21 protein-coding genes and 1 tRNA gene are annotated in these 26,859 nt (G+C 49.0%); 7 read left to right on the top strand and 15 right to left on the bottom strand.

Translation table 11 applies throughout. The annotated features are described in order from the left end of the window. Positions 1-51: 51 nt before the first annotated feature. From OXH18_RS02375 to OXH18_RS02360, 4 genes are all read right to left on the bottom strand, one after another. Entirely contained in the window at positions 52-3,120 is a 3,069-nt protein-coding gene (locus OXH18_RS02375; protein WP_268610819.1) for a UPF0182 family protein, read from the bottom strand. Positions 3,121-3,306: 186 nt separating this feature from the next. Further along, the gene (locus tag OXH18_RS02370; RefSeq protein ID WP_268610818.1) at positions 3,307-4,440 is read right to left on the bottom strand and encodes a DUF3086 domain-containing protein; all 1,134 of its coding nucleotides are present in this window, start codon (positions 4,438-4,440) and stop codon (positions 3,307-3,309) included. Between the two features lie 90 nt (positions 4,441-4,530). Next, positions 4,531-4,929 (bottom strand): DUF3119 family protein, encoded by a 399-nt coding sequence (locus OXH18_RS02365; RefSeq protein WP_268610817.1) that lies wholly within the window; start codon positions 4,927-4,929, stop codon positions 4,531-4,533. Between the two features lie 229 nt (positions 4,930-5,158). Continuing rightward, positions 5,159-5,959 (bottom strand): MlaE family lipid ABC transporter permease subunit, encoded by an 801-nt coding sequence (locus OXH18_RS02360; RefSeq protein WP_268610816.1) that lies wholly within the window; start codon positions 5,957-5,959, stop codon positions 5,159-5,161. 226 nt (positions 5,960-6,185) lie between these two features. On the opposite strand from OXH18_RS02360, the gene OXH18_RS02355 reads away from it, so the two are divergent. Beyond that, the gene (locus OXH18_RS02355; protein ID WP_268610815.1) at positions 6,186-6,479 is read left to right on the top strand and encodes a hypothetical protein; all 294 of its coding nucleotides are present in this window, start codon (positions 6,186-6,188) and stop codon (positions 6,477-6,479) included. A gap of 13 nt (positions 6,480-6,492) precedes the next feature. On the opposite strand, the gene OXH18_RS02350 is transcribed toward OXH18_RS02355, so the two are convergent. Together OXH18_RS02350 and OXH18_RS02345 are read right to left on the bottom strand one after the other, a co-directional pair. Then, positions 6,493-8,376, bottom strand: coding sequence for a DUF3685 domain-containing protein (locus OXH18_RS02350; RefSeq protein ID WP_268610814.1), 1,884 nt, complete (start codon positions 8,374-8,376; stop codon positions 6,493-6,495). A gap of 36 nt (positions 8,377-8,412) precedes the next feature. Beyond that, a complete protein-coding gene (locus OXH18_RS02345; RefSeq protein ID WP_268610813.1) occupies positions 8,413-10,776 on the bottom strand; it encodes a hypothetical protein in 2,364 nt (787 codons plus the stop codon). 296 nt (positions 10,777-11,072) lie between these two features. Between OXH18_RS02345 and OXH18_RS02340 the strand changes: the two genes are divergently transcribed. Further along, positions 11,073-13,724, top strand: a complete 2,652-nt coding sequence (locus OXH18_RS02340) for a chloride channel protein (protein ID WP_268610812.1) — start codon at positions 11,073-11,075, stop codon at positions 13,722-13,724. 206 nt (positions 13,725-13,930) lie between these two features. On the opposite strand, the gene OXH18_RS02335 is transcribed toward OXH18_RS02340, so the two are convergent. The 6 genes from OXH18_RS02335 to OXH18_RS02310 all read right to left on the bottom strand — a co-directional run bounded on the left by OXH18_RS02335 (position 13,931) and on the right by OXH18_RS02310 (position 20,478). Next, on the bottom strand, positions 13,931-14,761 hold the full coding sequence (locus OXH18_RS02335; protein WP_268610811.1) for an SWIM zinc finger family protein: 831 nt from the start codon (positions 14,759-14,761) through the stop codon (positions 13,931-13,933). A gap of 160 nt (positions 14,762-14,921) precedes the next feature. Then, positions 14,922-15,101 (bottom strand): hypothetical protein, encoded by a 180-nt coding sequence (locus OXH18_RS02330; RefSeq protein ID WP_268610810.1) that lies wholly within the window; start codon positions 15,099-15,101, stop codon positions 14,922-14,924. A gap of 157 nt (positions 15,102-15,258) precedes the next feature. Beyond that, positions 15,259-16,839, bottom strand: a complete 1,581-nt coding sequence (locus OXH18_RS02325) for an ATP-binding response regulator (protein WP_268610809.1) — start codon at positions 16,837-16,839, stop codon at positions 15,259-15,261. Positions 16,840-16,856: 17 nt separating this feature from the next. Next, on the bottom strand, positions 16,857-17,306 hold the full coding sequence (locus OXH18_RS02320; RefSeq protein ID WP_268610808.1) for a response regulator: 450 nt from the start codon (positions 17,304-17,306) through the stop codon (positions 16,857-16,859). Further along, a complete protein-coding gene (locus tag OXH18_RS02315; RefSeq protein WP_268610807.1) occupies positions 17,260-19,569 on the bottom strand; it encodes a sensor histidine kinase in 2,310 nt (769 codons plus the stop codon). Before OXH18_RS02315 ends, OXH18_RS02320 begins: the two co-directional genes overlap by 47 nt. 468 nt (positions 19,570-20,037) lie before the next feature. Then, complete coding sequence (locus OXH18_RS02310) at positions 20,038-20,478, bottom strand: response regulator (RefSeq protein WP_268610806.1); 441 nt, start codon at positions 20,476-20,478, stop codon at positions 20,038-20,040. A gap of 233 nt (positions 20,479-20,711) precedes the next feature. Here OXH18_RS02310 and OXH18_RS02305 point away from each other — a divergent pair, with 233 nt between their 5' ends. Further along, positions 20,712-21,044, top strand: coding sequence for a hypothetical protein (locus OXH18_RS02305; RefSeq protein ID WP_268610805.1), 333 nt, complete (start codon positions 20,712-20,714; stop codon positions 21,042-21,044). A gap of 54 nt (positions 21,045-21,098) precedes the next feature. Here the strand turns inward: OXH18_RS02305 and OXH18_RS02300 are convergent, their stop codons facing one another. Together OXH18_RS02300 and OXH18_RS02295 are read right to left on the bottom strand one after the other, a co-directional pair. Continuing rightward, entirely contained in the window at positions 21,099-21,779 is a 681-nt protein-coding gene (locus OXH18_RS02300; protein ID WP_268610804.1) for a GAP family protein, read from the bottom strand. A 366-nt stretch (positions 21,780-22,145) separates the two neighbouring features. Beyond that, a tRNA-Leu gene (locus OXH18_RS02295) sits at positions 22,146-22,229 on the bottom strand. A gap of 138 nt (positions 22,230-22,367) precedes the next feature. Between OXH18_RS02295 and OXH18_RS02290 the strand changes: the two genes are divergently transcribed. Then, entirely contained in the window at positions 22,368-23,144 is a 777-nt protein-coding gene (locus tag OXH18_RS02290; protein ID WP_268610803.1) for an SDR family oxidoreductase, read from the top strand. Positions 23,145-23,267: 123 nt separating this feature from the next. Here the strand turns inward: OXH18_RS02290 and OXH18_RS02285 are convergent, their stop codons facing one another. Next, complete coding sequence (locus tag OXH18_RS02285) at positions 23,268-23,828, bottom strand: hypothetical protein (RefSeq protein ID WP_268610802.1); 561 nt, start codon at positions 23,826-23,828, stop codon at positions 23,268-23,270. Between the two features lie 557 nt (positions 23,829-24,385). Here OXH18_RS02285 and OXH18_RS02280 point away from each other — a divergent pair. The 3 genes from OXH18_RS02280 (at position 24,386) to OXH18_RS02270 (ending at position 26,812) form a co-directional block, all read left to right on the top strand. Next, on the top strand, positions 24,386-24,955 hold the full coding sequence (locus OXH18_RS02280) for a hypothetical protein (protein ID WP_268610801.1): 570 nt from the start codon (positions 24,386-24,388) through the stop codon (positions 24,953-24,955). Between the two features lie 43 nt (positions 24,956-24,998). Further along, entirely contained in the window at positions 24,999-25,892 is an 894-nt protein-coding gene (locus tag OXH18_RS02275) for a hypothetical protein (RefSeq protein WP_268610800.1), read from the top strand. Positions 25,893-25,960: 68 nt separating this feature from the next. Then, the gene (locus OXH18_RS02270; RefSeq protein WP_268610799.1) at positions 25,961-26,812 is read left to right on the top strand and encodes a DNA-formamidopyrimidine glycosylase; all 852 of its coding nucleotides are present in this window, start codon (positions 25,961-25,963) and stop codon (positions 26,810-26,812) included. The last annotated feature ends 47 nt before the right edge of the window (positions 26,813-26,859 follow it).

Raw genomic sequence — 26,859 nt, 5'->3', positions numbered from 1 at the left:
ACTCGTAAGGTTGGGTCTGCTGCCCGGTTGATTCCTACAACTTAGGGTAATTTATGGGGCGAGTGGAGCATTAGGGGTGGGTTGACCTTCCAGTTGACCTTCTAACTCAGGAATCGTCCCCTCTTCCACCTCGCGAATAATGGGGGACTCGGTTTCGGGGGGTTGGAAGACAGCCTCTAGCGCTTCTTCGAGGGTTTCTGCCATAACAATGCGCGATTCATACGCCACAATGACTCTGGCTAAAATTGGCAAGCGGTTTTGTTCTGCTTCTAGATAAAGTGGCTCTACATAAATTAATGATTGTTCAATTGGAATGACCAGCAAGTTACCCTGAATAGCATTAGACCCACGTCGATTCCACAGAGAAATTTGCTGAGAAATCACCGGATCTTGATTAATTCGAGCTTCAATTTGCTCAGGGCCATAAAATAGGGTCTGTTTAGGAAACACATACAACAGCATCGTGCCGTACTGATCCCCATCCGATCGCGCCGAGAGCCACGCAATCATGTTAATGCGTTGCACGGGAGTAAACGGCCGCAGCAGAATGAATTCTTCTTGATCATCCGTTGTTGGCAGATTCATGATCAAGTAGTACGGTTCTACCAATTGTTCTTGATTGCCGTAAATTTCCGTAGGAGCACGCCATTGATCTTCCCGGTTATAGAACACGATCGGATCGGTCATATGGTACGTCATTAACTCATTCGACTGCACTCGATAAATATCTTGTGCATACCGAATGTGTCTCCGCAGTGCCTCTGGCATCTGATCCAACGACTGGAACATGCTAGGAAACACTTGTTGCCAACTGCGGATGATTGGATCTTCTGCATCTGCTACATAGAAGTTAACCGAGCCATGATAAGCATCGATCACGACTTTGACAGAATTGCGAATGTAATTGAAATCATTCTGGCTGGGATCAGAATAAGGAAACCGATCGCTTAGGGTGTAAGCATCGATGATCCAATATAGATAACTTTCGTCTAAGTCCGGCTCGGTATCTGGTGAATAACCGCGTTCCCAGGATTTATCACCCGTGTTGACCACAACTAAATACGGATCACTGTCATAACGCAGAAACGGAGCGATCGCTCGTACTCGATTGTTGATATTGCGGCGGAACAACAACTTGGTTTGGGGCGTAAAATCTTCCGTCAACAGCATCCGCCAATCGCGCATATGTTTAGCAAATAGCAGGCGTTGCAAAAAGTTGCCAATGCTCACTCCGCCGCGCCCGTCATAAACGTTATACACGTTGTCGCTGCCGCTTGGGTAATCTAGTTCCTCAATCCGGGTTTCAGTCATCACATAATTGTTGGTTAATTCCCCATAGTAAATTCTGGGACGACCGATCGGAATGGTGCCCTCTACCCGTGGATCGACAATCACTGGTTCAATACCACCCACTAGATACTCTGGCAGCCCACCTTCACCCACTGTATTAACTGGCGTCATCGTAAATCCATAGCCGTGGGTGTAGATTAAATGTTGATTCACCCAGGTTTGAGCCGCTGTCGGTACAGCGCTATAGTCCAGTTCTCGGGCAGCAATTAACACCTGCTGTTGGGTTGTTTGACCCGCATTGGTAGGTAGGGTGTAGCGATCGATATCAGCATCGGGAAATTCGTAGTAGAGACGAATGCGTTGAAGCTGGCGATTAGTTTCCAGCAAGGGACGGCTGTCCCAAATCCGAATGTTTTCAACGGTTTGTGCGTTGGCTTCTAAGTCTTCCAACGTCAACGAATTTTGTGGATCAAACGTTTCCACCCTGATGCGCTCTAGTCCAAAGGCTTCGCGGGTCAGGGCGATCGTATGGCGAATATATGGCTGTTCTAACTGCAATTCGTTGGGCTGTACGACTAAGCGTTGAACGGCGTATGGCAACACAAATCCAGCCACAATTGCCAGCAGCACATACAATCCAAGGCAGAGCCACAGCACCGGTGGCAACGACTTAACTCGAACAGCAGAAGTTTCGATGGCAGCCTCTTCATACTTCCAGCGCGATCGTGATGCCGCTGTCCAGCGAGTCGGTGATGGAGTTGGCGGCTTGACCGAGTGAGTTGTTCTGCGTGACCAAGCAAAGGTTCGCCAAAACAAAAATCCTGCTAGCAACAGCGACAGTCCACTGAGCAGTGTGTAGGCCGGCAGTTCTACCGTAACGTTGGTAAAGGTGGCTCCATAGGCCACGCCTTCTTGGGAATAGAGCAACGAATAGCGATCGAGCCAATAGCTAAAGGCCACCGCCAGCATCAAAAAGCCACCTAATCCATAGAGATGGCGCTGCTGCGGAGTCGTGAATCCCCGAAAATAGCCCTGACTTAAACTGTCGCCTGATAGTAGATAGAAAAGTCCAACTGCAAAGAAAGTCAGGATAGAAAAACCTAAAAACCAAAACTCAAATAATTCCCAAATTGGCAGAGTGAAGATATAAAAGCCAATATCTCGTCCGAATAGCGGATCGGTTTGATTAAACGGAACCTGCTGTAACCCCAGCAAAACTTTGGCCCAATGCTCTGACAAGATCAGACCAAAACTAAGGCTAATAAGAATCGCGATCGATCGCAGGGATATTCGAGGAAAAATTAGTAGCGCCACCATTAATCCGACAATCAGAATCGGCTGCCAGATCTGAGTTCGCCAAGTTTGCACCATGCGCCAAATCACTTCTGGACGAAACCGGAGCGGAACGGGCGTTGCGCCTCCATACACACTCATATTCGGTTGCCAATGGCTGATGGCCAACTGACCATGATGCAATAGAATCAACCCAATCACTAAGCTAATCAAAAGGGTGATGGGCAATAAGCCAGCCAAATTCATGTGCCCCGGCAGCGCCAGTCGATCGCCTTCCATCAACGGTTTCGACCAAGCATTGCGCCGTGCCGTGTTTAAGTTGCTCCACAGCACCACCAAGCTCAGGGTAAAAGGAATAACCGCCAAAAGCGATCGACTATAAAACCGCGTAAGGAAAACGCCGAGGTAATGCACCTCCTGAAACCACAAACTTTCGGCTATTAGGGTTGTGCCGACGTCAAATAACAGAATCCCCCCAATCAGCAGCCCGATCCACCAAAAGCGAGGCAAATTTTTGAAGAGACGGTTGGCAAGCATATGCGCGAGTTCCTGACTTGCTCTACCCTAATCGTAATCTGGCAGATGGGATTGGGGGAGTGGGGAGTGGGGAGTGGGTAATGGGAAGTCGGGAGTGGCGAGAAGAAAAACGAGGGAGTGGAGTAGCGACTAACGCATCCGCTATTTCTTATTCCCTACTCCCTATTTCTGACCGCCTATTCCCTCCTAGTAAACCATCGGATTGAGTGGATCAGGCGCAAAGGCCAACCACAGAGGAAATTGCAGCAGGGCAATGTCGATCACTTCTTCGGTTTCGTCCACAATAATCAAGGGCAGTTGCTTTTGCTTTAATAACCGATCGGCTCGTTGTGATAAGGGTTCGGGATCTTCAAATAGGACAATTCCTTCTTCGGAACCAAAGTCTGCGCGTGAAATGCCTAAGCAGTCCTGCAAACCACGTCGCCATTCGCCCAATCGTTCGGGGGAATTGCCTAGCACTAATGTTCGCAGCCGATCGCCATATAAATCTCGCAAGATTGAAATCACGGCCGAGGCGATCAAAATATTCTGTAAGCGCGATCCCATTGTGCGCAATGCACCACGTCCACCTTGGGTAAAAAACCAGTTAGATACCCGTTCAGCATGAATCGGCTCGAAGGTGCGGCGCAGTTGCCAAGGTGGGCCATAGTAATCGGGAGTCGAGCGATACTGATCTAGCAATCGCCGAATCCGTTTCGTCTGATCTTGAAAACTTTGTTCGGCAAACCGGGGAATAGGGGTTGTCTCTTCTACGTCTGGGTTTTCTATGGGGGACGCTGCACTGGTTGCTGGTGTGCGGGATGGTTCTGTGGTGGCGGGAACGAGTTGCAATTGTTCGGCAGCGGCGGCTAGATCTTGTAGGCTTCCTACCAAGTAGTCCTTGAAGCCCTGTACCCGAATTGCTAAATCCTGTGAAGACCCAGCAAAAGTGGTACGCATTTCGTTGCGAATCCGTTCTTGGCGACGCTCTAGTTGTTCCACACTTAACTGAAGCGTTTGCTTTCGTTGTTCTAGCTCTGCTAGCCCCTCTTGAACCACTTGCCCGATCGCTTGTTGAGCCTCGGCAATCTGTTTTTGCAGCATGGTGGTGTAGGCGGCTTGCAACGACGAAATCTCCTGTCGTAGGGCCCGCTCTTGTTGCCGCAGATCTGCCACCCGCTGTTCCAAATCGTTGACTGTCTCCGAGGCAGTGCTAAACCCCGTCGTACTGGCTTCTGCCTGACTACTCAAATTTGACACAGCCCCCGCAGACTCAAAGTTACCGCTTTGGCGCAACCGCTCAGGAGTAGATTCTGGGCTAAACGACTCATCTGAATTCATAGGACAGGAAATATAGCGTTTTTAGGATGGCATGGTTCGCCAACGACAGGCAAGGAACCGGGTAGAGGAAGATCTGTGTCTAAGGCAGGGCTAAGGTTTAGGACATCGTTGTTCTAAACAGGCTTGTAGGGTTTTCGGATCGAACAAAATCGGCAGAAAGTGAATGCTTTTTACTTCTCGAAAGTAAAACAAAATTGGTAGATTTGACCAAAAAATTTGCCAATTAAGCCAGTCTTGGTACGGAAACCGTCGCAGCAAGGTTTCTCCTCGATAGAGATCGAGATCGGTATCAGTAAATTGCAAGCGCAGGGTTGCGGTTTGAAACAGGAGAAACAAGCCAAATAGGGCTACCAGTCCGGCTATCCAAGGCTGAACGAAAATCAGCGGAATGGCTAATACAACTAGGGCGATCGGAATGGCATAAAAAGGAGTCAATTGAACTGTTCCGGTTAAGTTCGGGTTGGGAGAGCTTGTAGAAGTTGGTGTCACTCGGATGCTCCTCGTTGTAAAACTTCACAAAATCTGAGATCCAGAATACCTCTATTTTAAAGATGCGGGGTGCGGGGTGCGGGATGCGGAATGCGGAATGCGAAATAAAGGATAAGAGTGGATGAGTAGATGCGCCAGGTTCAAATTCATCTCTCCCGTCACCCATTTCCCTCAAGTTTCAATCTTCAACCCTTAATTCCTAACTCCAATCATCTCCTAACTTCAATCATTACTGAAGCTGCTGAAATTCTGCACCGATCGGCCCCTGGAACATCAGCCAGGACAGAAAAAAGTTGGCGATAAAAATGGCTAGTAGGGTGGTGACAACGGCTGTAGTTGTAGATTGCCCAACTCCTTTCGCTCCACCTGTGGTTGTTAACCCCCAACTAGAGCCAATAATGGCAATCAGCACACCAAAGACCCCGGCTTTAACCAACCCGCTGATTAAGTCCCAAAGTGATAGCAAATTGCGGGCAGAATCTAGAAAAATTCGCTGAGAAATGTCAAATAAGCCGTTGGCGATTAGCAAGCCACCTGCGACTCCGGTCATGAATGACAAAAGCGACAAGATGGGCAGCATTAATCCGCAAGCCAAGACGCGAGGAATAACTAAGTAATCGATCGGGTCGCTTTTTAGCATGTACAGGGCATCAATTTGTTCCGTTACTTGCATTGTGCCAATTTCAGCCGCAAAGCCCGACCCCACTCGACCTGCAATGACCACAGCGGTAATTAATGGAGCCATTTCACGGGCTAGGGAAATGGCCAAGACACCGCCAATAGCAGAACTCGCACCAAATTTAATAAATTCTCGCGACACCTGAATGGTGAACACCATGCCCATAAACAAGGCTGTCACCAACACAATTAGCAGAGATTCAGGACCCACGATCGCCAGTTGTTCCATTGTGTTGCGCCGGTGAATTTTGCCTCGCAGCAGGTGAACAACAACTTGACCACCTAGCAAGATAGCGGCAAGTAGTCGTTGACTCCATCGACGAAAACTAGATGGCCTAGAAGTTCGGCTCAATCCTAACGTCCTATTGCTACAAAAAGGTCAGATTTTCTCAGGGTAATTCATAGGTCTTCAAAAAGGTTTTTAATTAAAATTTAAGATTTCTGACATCCCTGCTGGTTGTCTACGATCGACCTTTATCTTAGGAAATGGCAGTCTAAGAACCTAAAATACTCCCTACAGCTTTAGTTCATTTCTAGTTCATTTTGTTGGAGCGTCCTTGTTGGAGCGTCTGTCTCTTATGAGCATTCTGCCTAGTTTATTGCGTTCCCTTCTCATTACTGGCATTTTCAGCTTTCTGACGCCAGTTTTGTTTATCGGCATCATTCTAGCTACCCTCTTTACCGTAGGGCATTTTCCACAGTTGGAAGTGGTTGGCACGGTTGGCATTGAACAGGTTCTTCACTTTTTGTCGATCTTCGGCAGCGGCAGCGCCTTGGCTGGGGTAGTTGTCATTAGTACTACTGGAAGCTTGGTTGGAATGCTGTTCGATGCCTATACTTTCTATCGTTACCAAAATTTGCGTCGCCCCTAAGATTAGTGCTGATTTATCTAAACCGTCCATCTTGCCAAACACTGCCAATGCCTTTAATGACTCCTCGCCCTACTAACCCAATTCCCCGGCCAATGACTTCGGTCAGCACATAAATGACCCCGTTGCCCATAAACGATATCACCGATCGCACCCGTGGGGCCACCGCATCTCGCGTTTCTAGAACCATTGTGACTAGCATGGGGACTCCCGATAGTTGTTGCAATTCTTGATGTCGTGGCGCATAGATGCTGGTTTTCTTGATCCCTCGTCCCGCCAGTACAAATAGTGAATAGCGGCTTTCAAAAATATTTGTGGGTTCGCGAACGTACTTTTCTAAGCGGTATTTCCAAGATAAATTGTTGCGAAACCGCTCAATTTCACGACTTGAAAGCAATCGTCGATTGTACAAGCTCTGTTTAATGGCCTCCACATTGGCAAACCGATTCAGCAATGGCTGGATCACCGCATTGGCTACTTGAATCATCAGGTTTTCAAGTAACCATTCCGCCCGCGCCAGTGATGCTGGGTTTCCGGGTGGATAGGGGGTACCATCTACCATAAGTGGCGATTGAAACAGCAGATGTTGAAACAGATTCACCACGGACGGAATTTTGTCTAGAATCTCCGTCTGAACAATCGACATATCCTGCAAAATTTCGTCTACGATTTCAACTTCAAATCCATCAACCGTCAGGGTAGAGTATTTCCCAAAAAAGTCGATTACCACAGCTTGCCACAGATCTAGCAACAGCAGCGATCGTTTCGAGGCTAATTGCTCGGCGTCTACTTGCGAAAAGCGTAATTCATCCAGCAAATCCTCCAGTTTGCGCAACACCAGGTAAAACAATTCCCGCTTTTTATCTTCCCGCAAAATATCGATTTCTAGGGGGGTTTCGGTGCCATTGGTCAAACTCAGTTGTAACTTGGCAGAAATGGCATCAAACAAAATCGATCGAACGTCACGGTCTGCTTGGGGCATCAAGCTCGATGAAGTCATGGATGGAGGCGCTAGGGCAGACGACGAGGCAGCACTGGAAGGCGCCATCGACCCTGTAGCCTGGAACGTTGTCGATTCTGTTTCCGATTGAACGGGTAGTTCACGAGTGGCTGTCGCTGAGCGATTGGTTTCCTGCGGCTGTTCTCCTAGAGCCGCATCTAAGGCGGGTGTTGCCAAGAACCGCTTCACCAACCAGCGGGCGGTTAACAGTTCTCGCCGACGGCCTGCCAGGAGCGCTCGATCCAAATCAGACAGATCTAAGCTGCGCAGTTGAGCGGCTGTCTCAGCCAGAGCCGTCTCAATTTGTTGAAGACCAGAAATGCGCAAATTGCGGCGAAAGCGCAGCCAAGGGCGACGCGATCGGGAGGGGGAAGCAGACGGCGTGGTCAGAGGGGCGGTGGCAGGGGAAGCAGAGGGCGTAGAGGATCGATCGAGACGCATCCAATAGGATTGACCAGTTGCGACGCGACGAATGATGGCAATCAGTTCATTAGCTTCCAAATTACGCGCACAATAGCCATTGGCTCCAACTCGTTGGGCAGCAGCCAGCATAATGGGTTCGGGAACAGCGCTCAGCAACAGCACAGCTACATCGGGATATTGAACGCGAATGCGGCGGCATAAGTCTAACCCCTGTATAGCGTCTCGAGTACGGCGTCCTAGTTCTAGATCGATAATTACCAGATCAATGCGGCTTGGCGGCTCCAAATAATCGGTTGGCTCGATCGCGCGGTTAGCGAAGGTGTCCAAAAGTTGGAGAGCTTCGGCTCCCGTTTCAGCTTCGGCGACTACCTGTAACTCAGCCGTGTCCTCTAAACAAATGCGCAGCCCCGATCGAAACAGTGGGTCTTCGTCAACAAGCACAAGTTGAAAGGAGCGGCGATCGGCAGCGGGCGTCATGGTGGGCTTTAATACAGCAGGATAGATGGCTTGATTCTACTCTTGTGAGTTCTCATCATACTGTTCATCGGAGTCGCCATCGACAGAAGAATCGGCTGGAAACGAGGGTAGGTTCTCTGGCACAAACAGCGGAGATTCGACAGGAGTGGGTTGGGACGGTGACGGCACTACGTCCGGGGCTACCAAACCAGGAAGAATTGGAGAGACTGGGGCTGATGGAGAGGGTTGGGGCGGAGCCACCAAGGAGGGGACAGGTGAACGCTCGAGGGTAGGGGAACCAAAGGGAGTGGGTTGGGATGGTGTGCTGCGAAGATTAGGAGGCAGGGTGCGGATTAGTCCTTCATCAACCTCGATGGCTTTGCCGTCTTCCAGGTCTTCCAGGTCTTCTTTGTCGGTTGATTCATCCACACGAAGGTCTTGTTGGGGTGGACGAAGTTGATATTCCCAGTCAGCTATCAGGGCTTGAGCCTCACCCGATAGCACTCGCCCTGTGCCAATTTGAGAGGCTACCCGAATAGCCCCAGACAAGTCGCCACTGGCAGCCAAGGATTTAGCTCGATCGAGAATTGGCCGATCGATGGCCAACTGACTTTCTCGAATCAACTGGGTCTCCCAATCATAAATGGCAGCCTGGGCTGATGCGTACAAGGCACGACCCGCTCGAATCGTTGCAGCGGTTTCAATCGCTGCCCCCAGTTGACCGTCACTCGCCAACGATCGGGCCCGATCAAGAATTGGCTGATCTTCCAGGGTTTCAATCTGAGTTTGCCAAGTTGCAATTCGTCCTTGGGCTTCATTGCGCAGCGATCGCCCCTGAAGAATGCGGCTTGCTTCAGCAATGGCAGCCTGGAGATCAGAAATTTCGCCTGGCTGTGCCAAGGCGATCGCTGTATCTAAGTAAGGCTGGTCTTCAATCCGTTCAATCTCGTCTCGCCAATAGGCAATCAGCGTTTGTGCTTGAATCCGACGAGGGCGATCGGGTGCGATCTGTTGCGCTTGTTCGATTGCCAATGCCAGCGTAGAGTGCTGCCCTAATCGAGCCGACAAGGTGGCGTAGTAAAGCTGAATGCTATCGTCTAATTGGGCTTCTAGGGTTTGCTGGGCCGCTTGAGCTTGGGCATAGAAGGGGCTATCCGGCTTCACTTGTTCTAGAGCCGATTTTGCTTCTAGCATCTTCCATACTTGAGCCAGTGATGGAAACCAACTGGCAGAAGGTTGCTGACTAGGCAAGCTTTGATGCAATAACTGATAAGCTTGACTGAAGCCAGCTAAATCCTGAAGTTCTGGAATGGTTGTTGAATCAGGCCCCGCTTTCAAAGCCGTGACTGCCCCTAAGCGATCGCCAGCCTCCCAGCGTTGTAATCCGATTGATAACAGGGTTTGGCTCCACATTCGCAGGTCTTGTCGCACGGTTTGCCAAGTATGCGTCTCGTGAGAAATGGTTTGCGCAACCTCGATTGCCTCCCCTAACTGTTCGGGACGACCGCCTGCGGCTACGTTGCGGGCCCGGGCCAACACCTGTCGGGCTTGTTTTTCAGCCCCAAGCTGTTGAGCCAGAGCATTAGCCCGAGTCGTATTCCAATAGGCATTAGACAAATCAGCCATCGCGGCAATGAGTTCAGATACTCGTGTCCAATCCTGGTTTTTCAGCGCTTCCTGAGCTTTAGCGTCGATGGTTTCTCCGTCTTGCCACTGCTGTTTCCAATACTTGGCGAAGGTTTGAGCCTCTTCATACACCGGGGTAGTTCGAGGAATGTGGCTAACGGCTGCTAGTGCCCCTTCTAAATCACTATTAGCGACTTTGTTTCGAGCGATCGTCAGCACTTGTTTTGACCACTCCTCGGCCAGTTTCTCGGTTTCGGCATACAGAGGGTCATCTGGCGACCACTGTTTGAGCAGCGCTAGTCCTGCAATCAGTTCTGGCAACCCTCCCGCTTGAATCGACTGTTGCGCACAATAAAGCAACTCCATATCCAGGCTGGGACGGACCGATTCTTTGCATTCTGGGGCAGGCGGCAAACTAATCAACCACAGTAGGGCGGCTGCCCCCATCCCGCTGATCACTCCCAAGGCGGCAAGACAGATGAGTGTCCAACGCCATGACTGAGGAGGCTTACCCGGATCGGGCGGATCGGGCGGGGCAGAAGTTTCTAAAACGTGCTCTGACAGCGGGAGAGACGATGAGTCTGTTGTCGAGTCGGCTGCCCTAGAAGTCCGAATTTGCGCCACTGACTGAATGCTGTGCTCTCCCTGATTAGATGAGGTGTCTACCGGAGCGGTGGACATCTGTCCTTGATGCCACGGGTTCAGCCACTGTATCCAGGAAACAAAAGGCGAGACCGCTTGATGCTCCTGATGCTCCTGAGCTAAATCCGATCGCTTTATTAATCGTTGTTTCACTATCACACCACGTCTGTCTTGCTAAAACTATCAGCTTCAGAGCCGGGTTTGGCTATTTATTGGTTCATTTAAATTACCGCTCCATTTCAGATCGCTACGGATTTTGCCTGACTAAATTTTAGATTTAGTTAAAACTTGTGAACCATTCTCTCAAGATTTCGATGGGGCGATCGTTCGGATCAATCCGATCAGTGTTCAAAGGGTATTCTAAGCATTCTCCCTTGACTCGGAAACCACCCTATCTTAATAAAAGGAAGGAGTTGAGGTGGCATCACTCATCATGAAACCATTACGTCATGTGGCATAGCGCGGTTCCCAGACAATTTCGGTACTTGTTTCGGGTTGGGTCAAAAAAAACAGCCATTTTTGAAGCCTGCGTCATCGGAGTCGTTTCCGGTTTGGCAGCGGTTTTACTCAAGCAGGGGGTGGGCTGGTTAGGTGGATGGCGCGTGTATTTCTCGTATCTCTATCCTGCTTGGCTTGTGTTGCCTGCGATCGGGCTAACGGGTGGATTTGTAGCCGGATGGTTAACTGAGCGACTGGCTCCTGAAGCGGCTGGCAGCGGCATTCCTCAGGTTAAAGCAGCCCTGGCCGGTGTCCCCCTTGCCCTCAATTTACGGGTGGCAGTTGTCAAACTGATCAGCGTTATTCTGACAGTAGCGGCTGGATTGAACCTAGGACGGCAAGGCCCGACCGTGCAAATTGGGGCCGCTCTGGCCGCTCAATTAAGCCAATGGATTCCCACCTCGCCAGAACATCGTCGTCAACTGATCGCAGCCGGAGCCGCAGCTGGTTTGGCGGCTGGATTCAACGCGCCGATCGCCGGTATTTTGTTTGTTGTCGAAGAATTTTTGCACGACTTCTCGGAGTTAACGCTAGGCACGGCCATTCTCGCCTCATTTGTCGGAGCCGTAGTGTCGCGGTTATTGGGCGGGCAAGGGCTAAGTCTCAATCTGCAAATCCTCTCGTCCCGGGCCAATGCGTCGCTGCAAGATATTCCCTTTTTCTTAGTGCTAGGGTTACTGGCGGGGCTACTGGGAGCGCTGTTTAATCGGGGCATTTTTGTCAGCTTGGCATTCAATCGGCGGGTGTTGCAGTTGCGGTTGCCTTGGAAGGTGGGATTAGCTGGACTCATTTCTGGTTTGGTGATTGCTTTTCTGCCCGCTACGTTTCGAGATAATGCTGGGTTGCGGGAGATGGTGATTGGGGGCGAATCAAGCTGGCTCGTAATTTTGCTCGTTTTTGTGGTGAAATTTGTCCTGACGTTGGTTGCTTATGGATCTGGTGCACCCGGCGGACTGTTTGCACCGTCGCTGATTTTGGGTTCAGCCTTAGGATACCTGACCGGGTATGCGGCTCAGACATTGGAAACGAGTGTAGGGATTCCTTTGGGCGTTGACCCAGGGGTAAGTTCACCCACAACCTATGCTTTAGCAGGAATGGGTGCATTTTTCAGTGCGGTGGCGCGCGGGCCAATCACGGCGATCGTCATTGTGTTTGAAATTACGATGGATTTCAATTTAGTCTTGCCGCTGATGATTGGCTCGGTGACGGCTTATCTCATTAGCGATCGGTTGGTGAGTGGGTCGCTCTACACTCGACTGCTGGCACTCAACGGCATTCATCTAGAGAAATATCAAGAGGCAGGTGGCCCGTGGTCGGAATTGACCGCCGCCGATTTGATGCAGCGCCGAGTAGAAACCCTCTCTAGCGGCATGACCCTGAGTGAAGCAACGCAAGCTTTTTCCCGATCGCACCATCGTGGCTTTCCAGTGGTTGATGCCGGCAAACTCGTGGGCATTGTCACGCAAACTGACCTCGCCGATCCTTCCCGCCGCCCTACTAACAAAGACGAAATCACTTTGGGTGATATCATGACGCCGCAACCTGTCACCGTTGCCCCAACTGATCCATTGACTCATGTGTTGTACTTGCTGAACCGCTTCAAACTCAGCCGTTTACCCGTCACCGAAGGCCAGAAGCTGGTAGGCATTATTACCCGTGCGGACATTATTCGAGCAGAAGCCGATCAGGTGACAGCCGAAACCAAATGGGGACCCCAAGCCGAACCGTCGTATGTCGTGTATCAAACCCGATCGCCCGCCACTGGCCGAGGGCGCTTGCTGGTTCCCCTCAGCAATCCTCAAACGGCCCCCCAACTCTTGCAACTGGCCGCCGCCATCGCCCGCGATCGCAATTATGAACTCGAGTGCTTAACCGTTATCACCATTCCCCGTGGTAATCCCCCGGCTGAAACCTTTGTACGCACCACCAACAGCCGCCGCTTACTGAAACGAGCCGAACACATTGGGCGGGAATATGACCTTCCTATTCACACACAGATTCGTGTGGCGCATGATGCCGCCTATGCCATGCTAGAAACGGTAAAAGACCGCCATGTTGACCTAGTGTTGATGGGCTGGGAAGGCAAAACCAGTACCCCTGGTCGAGTCTTTGGCACGATCGTAGATACCGTAATTCGGCAAGCGGACTGTGAAGTGGTGTTGGTGAAGCTAGAGCCCAATCCCAGCTTCGATCGCTGGCTAGTTCCTGTAGCAGGTGGACCCAATGCCTTAGAAGGCTTGCAATTATTACCCTCCCTGCTGACGCTGAGCGCCTCACCAGAAGTGCAAGTGTGTCAGGTATTCGAGACAAAACCTTCGTTTGCCGATCTGCAACCATTGCAACAGCTAGTGCAACGATTGAGTACCAGCCTAGATTATCCGATCGGACTCAAGCCACTGTGGGGTAAACCCATTCCCGACGCAGTGTTGCAGCTAGCTCAAGCCGAACAGTGTGATGTCATCATGCTGGGAGCTAGTCGTGAAAGCTTATTGCGACAAGTGATTAGCGGCAACATTCCAGAAGCGATCGCCAGTCAAAGCCACCGCACCGTGATCCTGGTACGAGGAGCCATTACTAGCGAAACAAGTGCTCCAAAACTATAACCTGCACCAAATATTCCTTCCAGGACAACGGCTGAGTTAGTGAAGACAGCCTCAAGTCACTGAAGCCTGAAGTGGGTGCATGATGCGCATACTGGTGGGAGAAAGAAGCCAGAATGGATCTAAACTACCCCCTTCGCTGGATTTGGGAGGTAAGGGCAAAACAGTCACCTAATGTATTATTCCCTACTCCCTACTCCCGATTCCTCCTACCCCTCCTGACTGCCAGTAGCCATAGCTGCCAGTACAGCTTGCTGGCTCACTTGAGCGTAAATCGATTTGAGGTGTTCTTGCACCAACTGAGCGACGATTGCGCCTTGACCACCGCTGGTTTCAGTCTTAAAAGGAGGCCCCAGTACATCTAAAACAGTCTCATTGCCAGGGGGTGGGGTAATTACAACCAGCGATGGCTCTAATTGGCTATCGTAGTGCCAAAACTTGTGCAAATCGATCGACGTAGGTGTAGCGGTTTCGGGTGCGTCGTCAGCGATCGTATCCTCTTGGGGTACGCTGCGCATTTGTCGCAACGCCGTGATGATTTGCTCTTTCGTGCGACCCCGTAACTGAAACAACACAAACGGATCTTCACTGAAGCGATCACCCAACAGATAATAGACCGCTCCAATATGCTTACAAGGATTTGCCGGATCAGGACAAGAGCAACGGCTATGAATGTCAAATTTCGTCAGTGGGAACAGGCTCAACCCATTAGCAGTAAACACTTCTTCAATGTTTTGCGGCATTTCCCCTGCTAGCAATTTGGCCGAAAAAATGGCTCGTTCTGACATGGATTCAATCACATATTGCCACTGTTCCTCGTTAAATGGATCGAGAGAAAGGGAAACCTTGTACGGTTCCGGGGCTGTTCCTTGCACCAATGCCGATACTTTCGCGCCTTTAAATTCAATTTGCAGCACATTGCCTTGCCGTGCATAGTTGCGAGCACGTTCCAGCCGCCGCCGCCAGCCAAAAGACTCCAACACGTCTACCCAGCGCTGGGCCCACCATTCACGATTGGATTGAATATCATAACTGGTCATTATTATTGATTCAATACATGCATCCTTAGCCGCAGTCCCGCAGGCATCAGGCGAAGGTATAGCCTCTGCCCGTTAGTCATTCAAGCGAGCCATTATAACTCATTATGACTAGTGTAGCGAGATCTCTGTCAGGTACATCACCTGGCGATGGTACTCGGTTCTAACTGCGGAAGTGTTCTTCGGGGCGATGACGCATGTTTAAGCACCGCTCTAGATATTGAATTTGATGCATGCGCCAGAAGCGTTGAGGATCTAAAACAACGGGAGCGGTGGGATCAAACAGACGTTGATTCAAAAATTTCCAAATGGGAAATTGCCGCGATCTGAATTTGGCGATCATGGTGATTCTAGACAACAGGATGACTGGGCAGAAAGATCAATGAGCAGAAACTCAATGGTGTTGCTGAACGGCGCATGTCCACTGTTGTTTCCTAGTCAAGATTGCCCAGTTTTCTGCCGAAATTCCCACTTGGCGACGACGACTTGCTGCGAGAGTTTCAATCCCCCATTCCCGATTCCCGATTCCCCACACCAGATTCCTCGATCGCAGGCAGATACACCTGAAACTCGCTGCCTTGCCCAACATCGCTACGCACTGCAACAAAGCCCCCATGGCTTTTGGTAATGCCCAACACCGCAGACAACCCCAACCCCGTTCCCTTCCCCACCTCTTTGGTCGTGAAAAACGGATCAAAGATGCGAGACAGGGTTGTAGTACTCATGCCAACGCCTGTGTCGCTCACCGTGAGTACAACGTAGGGTCCAATGTTTGCATCTAAATGTTTACGAGCAAATTCTTCGTTGCTGTAGAAATTGTCTAGTGAGATGGTTAACGTTCCTCCGTTAGGCATGGCATCGCGGGCATTGACGCAAAGATTCATCAACACCTGATGCAACTGAGTCGCATCGGCGGTCACTGTCCATAGATCGGTTGCACGATGGATGTGAACGTCGATCGATCTGGGAAAAGTTTGTTGAATGATGATTTCTAGATCGGTGAGTACAGCTTCCAGTTGCAGCGGCATCCACTCACTTTCACCACCTTGGGCAAATAGCAGGATTTGTTTCACTAAGTTTGTGCCATGCTGAGCGCTGCTTTCCAGGGCCTTGATCATTTGCTGGTTGCGTTCGCTGAGGTCAGGAAGCTTAAGAGGCAACAGTTTGGCAATGGCCAAAATCGGTGTCAGGATATTGTTGAGATCGTGCGCAATGCCACTCGCCAAGGTGCCTAAGCTCTCTAATCGCTGAGCTTGCAGGAATTGGGCTTCCAGTTGCTTTTTCTCGGTGATATCGGTATTGACAATCAAAATCGATCGCGGTTGTCCGGCTTCGTCGCGCACCAGAGTCCAGCGGCTTTGCACTAACACTGACTGTTGATCCTTTGTGACTTGCTGTAATTCGCTTTGCCAATACCCAATTTCAAGCAACTGGTGCTGTGTCAATGGATCGATGGGCAACGTTTCAGCCGAATGTATAAGATCGAGCATAGACTGCCCCAAGGCGTCCGATCGGTTCCAACCGTATAGGGTTTCTGCGCCTTTGTTCCAAAACAAGATGCGATAGTTTAACGTTGTAACGACAATAGCATCGGTAGTGATATCGAGCAAAGCCGCCTGTTGCATGAGTTGCTGATTGGCTGCCGCTAGTTCAGCAGTGCGGGCTTGCACTCGAGCTTCGAGGGCTTCATTGGCTTCGCGCAGGGCTTCCGACGCTTGTTTGCGTTCAATGGCATAGCGCACCGATCGCACTAGGTTATCTTGATTCACCAACCGTTTGAATAAATAATCTTGGGCCCCGTGACGGACCGCTTCTACGGCTAATTCATCGTTGTTGGTGTTAGTCAGTACTACAATGGGTAAGCTGGGAACCTGAGCAATCAGTGTGTCAAGAGAGTCGAGACCTTGGCTGTCTGGCAGCGTTAAGTCCAGCAGAATTACATCTGCCCAATCGGTTGTCAAGTAAGCAATGGCTTCCTGCAAGCGCTTTTTGTGCACTAACTGAAATTGTCCGACGGCTGTGCCTTTGAGAAACTCTTGCAGTAAACGAGCTTCCGCCAGATTATCTTCAACCAGTAACACCGTGACGATCGTATGGTCTATCGACCTTCGGAAGGCGGCAGGGTGGCAGTTTCCAACCAAAATTTCTCAATCCCCCTCACGATTTTGAACAATTGACTGAGATTGCGGGATTTAGAGATGTAGCAGTTGACATGGAGATCGTAGCTTTTGAGGATATCTTCCTCATTGCGCGATGTGGTCAACACAACAACGGGGATATGCCGAAGTTGCGGATCTGCCTTGATTTCTGCTAACACCTCCCGTCCATCTTTTTTTGGCAAGTTTAAATCCAGCAGAATGAGGTCTGGACGAACCGCGTTTTGGTGCTCCCCATCCTGCCGCAAATAGGCCATTGCTTCCATGCCATCACGGGCAATCACCATTTCGCACAGCGTGGCTGTGGTTTTCAAGGCCTCTTGAATTAAACGAATATCGCCTCGATTATCCTCGACCAAAAAGATAATTTTGCAGCTTGCGTCCGTTGGCATGATCGCGATCGCGTCCTCCTACCGGAATCGTGAAATAGAACGTTGCACCCTGACCAAGTTGGGATTCTACCCACATTTGCCCCCGGTGACATTCCACAATTTTCTTGCAAATAGCCAATCCCATGCCTGTGCCTGGATATTCGTCACGAGTGTGCAAGCGTTGGAAAATGACAAAAATCCGATCGGCAAACTGCGGATCGAGTCCAATGCCATTGTCCTGTACCGAAAACAGCCACGCTTCTTCTTGCCGCTGCACGCTGATGTGAATTTTGGGTGACTGGTCTAATTTTCTAAATTTGATTGCATTGCCGATCAGGTTTTGAAAAAGCTGCATCAGTTGTGTACCGTCTGCCACGATCGTCGGTAACGGATCATGGGTAATTTCCGCCTGAGTTTCAGCGATGCGTCCGCGCAGGTTGCCCAATGCCTGAGTGAGGGCTGTTTCCACATTGGTTAGCTGCCACTCAATGCCCTGCAAGTCCACCTTCGAGTAGGCCAGCACATCATCGATCAGAGTTTGCATTAAGCTCACACCTTCTACCGCAAAATCGATGAATTCGTCGGCATCTTCGTCTAGTTGATCTTGATAGCGCATCTCCAGCAGTTGCACATAGTTAGCCACCTGATTGAGTGGCTCTTGCAAGTCGTGAGAGGCCACATAGGCAAATTTCTTTAACTCAGCGTTAGAGCGTTCCAAATCTTGTGCTAGTTGCGCCAATTCATCCGCCTGTCGCAGCACAATGTTGACGATCGCTTTACGCAATTCCAAAGCCGCATTCACCTCAACCTGCTTCCACGGCAACGACCTCAGCCGCACCGTTTCTTTCCATAACTCAAACGATTTACGCGGACACAACCGGACGTCGCCTTGGGTTTCTTTCAGTTCAAACGCACGAGTGGGATCGCCGCCCCAGTTCACCGTTTGCACCACTTCGGGACGGAACCACAAGACACAGGTGCGCTTCGAAATGGGAATCGCTAATAAACCACTGGCCAAATCTTTGTATTTTTCGGCGTCGAGGTAGATTTGGGGCAGCGAATCGGTATAAAACACATCTCGATCGACATTTTTCGCCAACCATTGCACTAAAAAATCCAGTTCTTCCGGTTGTGGTGTACGTCCTACTGTTGTCCAATTGCCGTTAAAACAAATAGCGGCTCCCTGTGCATCAGTCAAATCTAAAAGATTAGGTTGATGGGCAATCAATCCATTCACAAAACTGTCTTCCTGTGACATGAATTCAACCAACTGCGATTGAACATGCGCCAGTTTGACTCGGTAGTGATAATCAGCCGTTTCCTCGCGAGTAGAGAGTTCAGAAAAGATCACCCGTCCTAAAAATTCGCAAGCTTTACGCAATTCATAGGGTACATGTTTCGGCGTCAAATGATGGCAGGCAATTATGCCCCATAGCTTTTGATCTTTTACTAATGAGATTGTTAACGAAGCGCCTACTCCCATGTTGTGGAGATATTCAATGTGGCAAGGATACGGACTGCGGAGAATAGACAGAGTGAGATCCGTGGGCTGTTGAGTTGCAGGATTCAGGGTAGGGGTTAACGCTACAGACTCACTATGTGTATCAGGAATAATACGAATCCAATTAGAGACAAACAGTTTGCGAGCAGGGCGGGGAATGTCAGATTCGGGAAAATGTAGCCCAAAATACGACTCCATGTCATCTAGCTTTTCCTCAGCCAATACGGTCCCATGTCCGTCCTCATCAAACCTGTAGAGCATGACGCGATCGAACCCTGTCACCTTACGCACTTCTTGTACAATAATTTGACAGAAATCGTGCAAGTTTGATGTAGATTCTAGTTGATTGATCGACGCGCGTGCCAAATGATAGAAACTCAAAAACGGTATGTTTTCTTGAGCAAATGCAGGCTCTAGTTCCAACACTAAAAAACCGTCAGCGCTGCGATGAAACACTGCATCAAACACTAAATAATCATCACCTCGTTCTTTTTTGCGAATCCATACTTTACTTGGGTTGACGAGATCCAGGTTCTCATGTACTAAACCTGCTTTAAGGCGATCGACTTGAAACGGATCAAGAATGTCTTCTAACCTCAAAGCCAACATCTCATCTGGGGCAATCCCAAACAAACTCAAGGTGTTGTTGCTCACTTGCAAAATCTGCAAATCTGGCTCTTGTAGAACTAGCAAAACTCCATGTGCTTGAATTTGGGTTAGGACGTGAATCGCAGGTTGTTTCAACTGAGTTAGATCGACATTCTTTAAAGCAGCATCTACCATGAATTCCTCCAATGTTTAGCATAAAAGTGTAGAGACAACACTCTTACGTTATTTGTTTGACAGTCAATTGCTTGTGCTTGGCATGAACCGTGTTGGCGAAGTGAAAAGCAACATTCTAAAGTCAACTCAATAGTTGGCTTCACTGGTTTTACCCAACTTTAATTTGACTCAAATAAAATGAAGCGGCTTAAGTTCTGTTTCAATATCAAACTTATAAGAACACCTACAAAAACCAAACAATATTTTAACTGTCCCTGCACAGTCAGTAGCATAACGCAGAAACTAGGAAAACCTGTTTATGGAATTATTGCTTAAAGATTGCTGCTTATAAATAAAAATAAATAAAAGTGAATTGGTGAACCGGATCAGTTGATTCAGATTATGGATCAGAGCGTCAAACTCGCTAATGACAATGAACTAAACAAATGGATCGATCGTCATCCGCCTAGTAACTTGATAAATTTCTTTTTATTCCAACGGAAGAGTAACAATTCCTAGCCAAAATTCTTCAATGCGCTTGACAATAGCAGCAAGCTGACAAGAATCATCTGCTTTAATGACATAGGAATTTCCTTGAAGCGCGTAGCTTTTCAAAATATCGGTTTTATCTGTGCAAGCCGTCAGCACCACGATTGGAATACGCCTGAGCTTAGCATCTGCTTTAATTTCTGCTAATACTTCTCGACCATCTTTCCCAGGTAAGTTTAAATCTAAAAGAATTAGGTGAGGACGGGGAGTATCAGTGAACTCGCCGCGTTGATGTAGAAAATCCATGGCTTGCCTGCCATCCCGGACGATCGCCAATTGATACGGACGCCCTGTTTCAGTAAACACTGATTCAATTAAGTTGGCGTGACGTTGATTTTCTTCAAGAATTAGAATAAAACAGCAGGTTGAATTCTCTTCCATCACGTGCTCCACCGCGCAGATTCCTGGTTTCAATCAGCCTGCGTAAGATATCTGCCCCTACAGTATACTTCGCTGCCCCATACAAGGCGGCCGATTGTTCTAACCAATTTATCTGAGGTAACGGTCTTACCAACTTTGTTGGACTTTGTCTACTTGGAATCTAACGTCCGGTACAGGTATTGCCTCAAGAGTCAGCATTACCATGTAGGCCCAGTAGCATTGGGGTAAGACAGATGTCATCTTCACTCGATCACGATCACGATTTAGAAAAAACGGAAGCGCAGCAACCCACGATGTTCGATCGTATATTTCGCGATAGCGCAGGTAACATCGTGATTGTTCAACCACCTAATCTCCCTATTTTGGTTGGGGTTGCGGCAACGTTGCTGCAATGGGTGTCTCCTGATGGCAACCTTCAGCTAGGACTTCAGCTAGTGGCGTTTGGTGTGTTGTTTACATGGGCTTGGCAGGAACTGTTTGAAGGAGTCAACTATTTTCGTCGATCGCTCGGGTTGCTTGGGCTAGTTGGTTTAGTTGCTTTAGGTCTTCGCCTTGGTGGGTTATAAATTGCCAATCTGCCTATTAACCTAGCCCTGCTACTAAGAGGAGAGCTTTTATTCTCAGGCAAGTAGACCCCTTAGACCAGACTGTAGGAACAATAAACCAAAGATTAAGGAAACAGTAATTGTAATCGGGCGTTGGTTGTCAGTTAACCAATCTGAGAGGTTTGAAAGAATGATTTCTGACTGAGTGGGCAGCAGGATACGGAATAAAATTGGTAATAATAATAGGGCTTCAGCAAGCAAAATAAAATAGAGAAATGCAATTGTGCTAGATGGCTGTCCTAATTGTGCTGCCGCGATCGTAGCCAGAGCGCTGAGGGTAAACACCCACAATTTCACTCCAATTAAGGGTAATGTGAATCCAATTTTAAATGCTGTGGAGGGGGTTGCACTGTCAAGCATAGTCAACCATTTGGGAGGCGGATCATCAGGATCTGTCTGCTTTTGCCACTTTTTGTAAGCGGCAACCAACAAAAGAATGCCTAGCACTAGAAGCAACGTTGAAATAATTGGATTTTTCCCCTCGCTGCTGTCTGCCAACGCCACTGACTCCGCAAAAACTAAGCCAAAAACCAACCCCTGTAATAGCCGTGTGACCGTCATGCCTGCCACATAGTTAATTGCCTTGAGCAGCCCTCGATCGGGACTTTTCAGTAGCAACAGTTCAATGATGATTTGCAATGGCACGGCCGCACTACCAATAATATACGGTAGAAGCGAAATAAATATAGAATTCATAAAAATAATCTTTAATCTAAGCAGAAGTAAGTGGCTTGAATCTTGTGCCTTTTAATTCTGAAGGATAACCAAACTAAAGTGTTCAATATGAAGCTAAAGTTTTCAATTAGATTCAGTCAGTTGACGAGTTTCTCGTAACTCCACTGCCAATGTTTCGAGAGTGGCTTCCATTCGATCGAGCCGTGATTCACTCGGGGCGTTGGTCATCACTCATTAATTCCAACCGATTTAAGGATCATTATGCCCTCTCATACATCAACGTTGCTCTTCAAGCTGGTCAACTTGAAGGAGGGCTGCTGGAATCCGTTGAATCGTCTAAGTTGCTTGATCTCTATAAATCAAGTAAGTCCAGCGACTATTTCGCAATGGGGGCGGAGAGACTTGAACTCTCACGACTTATACAGTCAACGGATTTTAAGTCCGCAGCGTCTACCATTCCGCCACGCCCCCGTATTTGATAGACTCCCGATTTGCAGAGAACCGGACAACAATTATATCCTTATTCAGGATGGTTTATGTCAAAACAAGTTAAATTTCTTCTTGAGCGAGCGTCTAGCTTAAGTTGAGCATCGTTTAAAGATTTCCAACATGGTTTCAATTCAAGATCAAATTGTTTTAGTGACGGGCGCCAGCAGTGGTATTGGAGCCGCCTGTGCCAGAGCCTTTGCCCAAACAGGGGCTAAGCTGGTCCTAACGGCTCGACGGTTCGATCGCCTCCAGCAACTGGCTCAAACCCTTGAGCAAGAATTTAAGACCCAAATTTACCCACTTCAACTGGATGTTTGCGATCGATCGCAAGTGGAAGGTGTTCTAAAAGCATTGCCTGAACCATGGCAAGCGGTTGATATCCTTATCAACAATGCTGGACTCAGCCGAGGGCTAGACAAGGTACATCAAGGCAGCGTTCAAGACTGGGAAGAGATGATTGACACCAACATCAAAGGACTGCTGTACATGACTCGGTTGCTCGTGCCGGGCATGGTCGATCGCGGACGTGGACACATTATTAACATCGGTTCGATCGCCGGTCATCAAGCCTATCCCGGTGGAGCCGTTTATTGTGCTACCAAAGCAGCAGTTCGTACTCTATCGGCAGGGTTAAAGATGGATTTGTTAGGAACCCCCGTTCGGGTTAGCGAAATTGATCCGGGCATTGTCGAAACTGAATTCAGCCAAGTGCGCTTCCACGGTGATACAGAACGGGCCAAACGGGTCTACGAAAGCACGACACCGCTCACCGCAGATGACATTGCAGAAGTCGTTGTATTTTGTACAACCCGCCCGCCGCACGTCAACGTTAGTGAAATCGTCGTTCTGGCTACAGACCAAGCTGCTGCCACTATGGTTCACCGCCGATCGGTCTAACTTTGTCATGAGCCAACCATGAATTAGCCTGCTTCAGCACTCTAAACACTTGAAAATGACAGCCCCTCTAGCGATCGGAACATTAGGTTAAATTAAAGCGTTAATACTCGTTAATCCAAAATACTAACGACCGAAATTTACCCCCACCCCTGCTTGAATGGCAGCGGCAGTATCGTTGCTATTCTTGTAGGCATCAAAAGCAATAATGGCGTTACCAAACAAAACCACATTGCTGTCGGGAAAGACATGATCAATTCCTGGTTGCAGCACAAAGGCCGTTTGGTTACCAACCGGAGAAGAACTGGTATTACTATCTTGAATAGCCGCACCAACTCCAAGATAAGCATCTGTTTGCCAGCTTAATGGAATGTCGTAGGAAATTGTTGGCACAAATGCGGTTGAATCACTAATGAGCACCTGACCTCTTAAGGAAATTGGCGCTCTTAAAAAGCGATATCGCACAGCAATTACACCACCTCCGCTGACATCATCTCCTGAATCACTTCCCGATACACCAATCGAGCCACCCACACCGATGTAACTGCCATAGGCGGCTTGTGCCGATGCTGTAGATGCCGTTGCCAATCCCAGCCCCATGCTAAGCACAGCACTACTAATCAACAACCAACAACGCGAAGCGCAGGTTTTCCAACTGAAAGATTTTGAGCAAGTGGAATCATTCATCCTAATCGACTCCTCGAAAGCCACGATTTTAGTGCTTAATAATCCTCAAAACGATAGCTCACCCATCCTGAAAATGCTAGTGATCGATCCTAGTAATTCACCAAGCAAATCACCGCACGATAAGCAACAGCGCCTTAAATTTCCTTGTTGAAAGTGAATTGTTTCTACTATTTTAGCCTTTGAGCGAGGAAAATCTTATTTTCTTAAAAAATCTCTAGCTCAGTTGCTAGGTAAGAGCACTGTCTTTGCTGCATTCGTATTGAATTCACGGGGAGATTTCTAGACGGTAAAGAGTTGCTGTCCAATTTTTCTCAACATTGATAGAAAACTTACAAGCATACTATAGTTTTAGATAGATGGATCAAGAAACTTTATCTTTGAAGGTTTGGGTCATGGATTAATTTCAAGCCTGAGCATAATGATTCGATCGTTCTCCCCAAAATGTGGGAATTCTATCTCAGGTAGCCTGTTGATGGCTCAATCCTTACTCAATACCCCTCGATACTACTTTTACCGCCACCTCGTTTACCAGAACTCTTAAGTTAGGCCTTGCCGTCATGTCAAAGCTTCTGCGAACTAGTCTCTTGCTTCCTACAATTCTGTTGCTTCTAGGTCGAAGCAGCACACCTGTCCATTCTCAGGAGTATCAAGGCTGTTTTTTAATTGACTTTGACGGAGTATTGGTCGATTTGGGAGAGATTTGCCCATCCCCAACTCAGGTGGTGTCTTCAGAAAACTCGCCGGAGTTAGGAACCGGCGATATTCAGGTTACATTACGGTGGACAACGACCGATGATTTAGACCTCGCGGTGACTGATCCAAGCGGTGATACGGTCACGTACTTTAATCGATCGATTGGTTCAGGTGGGCAACTCGATGTTGATGCCAATGCAAACTGTATCGAGCCAACCTCAAGTCCCATTGAAAATATCTTTTGGCCACCATCGCAAGCCCCGCAAGGTCAGTACACAATCGCAGTGAATTTATTTCAGCGCTGTGCAGGTAGCGGCCCCATTCCGTTTAACTTAACATTGCTGGTTCAAGGGAATACCGAAACCCTAACAGGCACAGTGGACGAACAGAACCCAGTGGCGACGTTTCCCTTCTCACTGCCTCGATCGCAATGACAGCTTGGCATAGAGAAAAAAAATTGCACTATTCTGGAGTTGTATGCAGTTACGGCATGGGGGTGGAGGAATGCGTTGGGTTGCAATCACAGCAATGATGGCAATAGCGGCGTTGCCAGTGAGTGGATGCGATTCTCTAGTTGGGCAAGGTGACCCCTCTCCTGAAGACGAATCTGCTGAGATTAATGTCACCGCCAGCGATGAGGCACCAGGTGATACCACGGTTGAGTCTCCTGCGGCTGAGGCATTACCGCCTGATGCCCCTTTAAATGCCCCCTTACCTGATGAAACTCGAGTGACTCGGTTGCCCAGTAATTTAGATTTGATTCCTTCTACTAACCCAGATCAGCGGGTGCAAGCCATTCAAACAGAGCGGACAGATCCCTTCTCACTGGTTCCTACTACCCCATCGGTTCAAATTGAAATTTCTCCCACGAACACGCCCTCTACCGCAACCCAGCCCACTGCAACGGCTCCATCGGGAACTTCGCCTGGATCTGGGACTGTGTCCAGTGCACCCGCGACTCGATCGACTAATGGTGGACAATCCACAGCAACCAATGGAACGAGTCATAGCTCAGGTGGGCTAGCTCCGATTCCCAATTTAGTTCCGCGCACGCCGACGGCTGTAGCTCCCTTGCCGCCCCAACCAACCCTTGCCCGAGCCGTCGAAGTTCTAGGAGTGGTGCAAATTGGCAACGTTCCCTATGCGATCGTCAATGCCCCAAATGAGCCGACTAGTCGGTATGTCCGGGAAGGGCAAAGCTTAGCGAATGGGCAGGTGATTGTGCGGCGGATTGATGCCCTAATCCCGGAACCTATTGTTGTCTTTGAGCAATTTGGGATTGAAGTGACGACAACGGTGGGGCAAGCGACAACGACAACGACCAGTCCGTCTCCGGCAGCCACGGTCTCTGTAGAACAGCCTTTTGGCTGACGTGGAGTAACGGACTCTATGCTAGAAAGATAAAAATTTGAAGGGCGTTTTGTCGCCTGGTGTTGACTGTGCCCGAATTACCAGAAGTTGAAACGGTGCGACGCGGCTTAAATCAAGTCACTCTGCATCAGCCGATTGTGAGTGGTGAGATCTTGCTCAATCGCACTATTGCGTTTCCCTCTCCCCCCTCGGCGTTCCTAGAGAATCTTATTGGTAAAACCGTGATCCAATGGCATCGGCGGGGCAAGTATCTGTTGGCAGAGCTAGTTGAACAAGAGGGACACCAGAAAGCGGGATGGTTAGGGGTGCATCTGCGGATGACGGGACAACTGCTATGGCTGCCGAACACAACCCCGTTGCAAAAACACTGTCGTGTGCGGTTGATCTTTCCTCAACTGCAAGAACTACGATTCGTGGATCAGCGTACGTTTGGGCAAATGTGGTTTGTGCCGCCTAATCATGCTCCAGAAGCCATCATGTCAGGACTGACACACTTAGGTCCAGAGCCGTTTTCGCCAGAGTTTTCTGTTGACTATTTGGCTGGAAAATTGCGCGATCGCCACCGTCCAATTAAGAACGCACTGCTGGATCAAACCATTGTGGCAGGCATTGGCAATATTTATGCAGACGAAGCACTGTTTCTCAGCGGAATTAAACCAGAGACCCCGTGCGCAGCGCTGAATTTAGCGCAGATGAGACGATTACATGCAGCGATCGTTCAAGTGTTGCAAACGGCAATTGAGGCTAGGGGAACCACCTTCAGCGATTATCGAGATGTGGCGGGAGTGAATGGAAACTATGCCGGGCTTGCCTGGGTTTACGATCGAGAAGGGTTGGCATGCCGGATCTGTAAAACAAAAATTATGCGGATCAAGATGGCTGGGCGATCGGCACATTTTTGTCCGGTTTGCCAACAGTAGCTCGGATGGGTTGGGGTCAGGAGTCAATGACTCTGAAACAAGATCTG

The sequence above is a fragment of the Thermocoleostomius sinensis A174 genome (assembly GCF_026802175.1).
In the GTDB taxonomy this organism is placed as follows: domain Bacteria; phylum Cyanobacteriota; class Cyanobacteriia; order Elainellales; family Elainellaceae; genus Thermocoleostomius; species Thermocoleostomius sinensis.
The sequence above is the reverse complement of the archived record's forward strand: the minus strand, read 5'-3'. Positions and strand labels throughout refer to the sequence as shown.

Excerpts from the sequence above, each read along its gene's own strand:
- OXH18_RS02375 (WP_268610819.1), bottom strand. The coding sequence starts at position 3,120 with ATGCTTGCCAACCGTCTCTTCAAAAATTTGCCTCGCTTTTGGTGGATC.
- OXH18_RS02370 (WP_268610818.1), bottom strand. The coding sequence starts at position 4,440 with ATGAATTCAGATGAGTCGTTTAGCCCAGAATCTACTCCTGAGCGGTTG.
- OXH18_RS02355 (WP_268610815.1), top strand. The coding sequence starts at position 6,186 with ATGAGCATTCTGCCTAGTTTATTGCGTTCCCTTCTCATTACTGGCATT.
- OXH18_RS02350 (WP_268610814.1), bottom strand. The coding sequence starts at position 8,376 with ATGACGCCCGCTGCCGATCGCCGCTCCTTTCAACTTGTGCTTGTTGAC.
- OXH18_RS02340 (WP_268610812.1), top strand. The coding sequence starts at position 11,073 with ATGTGGCATAGCGCGGTTCCCAGACAATTTCGGTACTTGTTTCGGGTT.
- OXH18_RS02335 (WP_268610811.1), bottom strand. The coding sequence starts at position 14,761 with ATGACCAGTTATGATATTCAATCCAATCGTGAATGGTGGGCCCAGCGC.
- OXH18_RS02330 (WP_268610810.1), bottom strand. The coding sequence starts at position 15,101 with ATGATCGCCAAATTCAGATCGCGGCAATTTCCCATTTGGAAATTTTTG.
- OXH18_RS02320 (WP_268610808.1), bottom strand. The coding sequence starts at position 17,306 with ATGCCAACGGACGCAAGCTGCAAAATTATCTTTTTGGTCGAGGATAAT.
- OXH18_RS02315 (WP_268610807.1), bottom strand. The coding sequence starts at position 19,569 with ATGGTAGATGCTGCTTTAAAGAATGTCGATCTAACTCAGTTGAAACAA.
- OXH18_RS02310 (WP_268610806.1), bottom strand. The coding sequence starts at position 20,478 with ATGGAAGAGAATTCAACCTGCTGTTTTATTCTAATTCTTGAAGAAAAT.
- OXH18_RS02305 (WP_268610805.1), top strand. The coding sequence starts at position 20,712 with ATGTCATCTTCACTCGATCACGATCACGATTTAGAAAAAACGGAAGCG.
- OXH18_RS02300 (WP_268610804.1), bottom strand. The coding sequence starts at position 21,779 with ATGAATTCTATATTTATTTCGCTTCTACCGTATATTATTGGTAGTGCG.
- OXH18_RS02290 (WP_268610803.1), top strand. The coding sequence starts at position 22,368 with ATGGTTTCAATTCAAGATCAAATTGTTTTAGTGACGGGCGCCAGCAGT.
- OXH18_RS02285 (WP_268610802.1), bottom strand. The coding sequence starts at position 23,828 with ATGAATGATTCCACTTGCTCAAAATCTTTCAGTTGGAAAACCTGCGCT.
- OXH18_RS02280 (WP_268610801.1), top strand. The coding sequence starts at position 24,386 with ATGTCAAAGCTTCTGCGAACTAGTCTCTTGCTTCCTACAATTCTGTTG.
- OXH18_RS02275 (WP_268610800.1), top strand. The coding sequence starts at position 24,999 with ATGCAGTTACGGCATGGGGGTGGAGGAATGCGTTGGGTTGCAATCACA.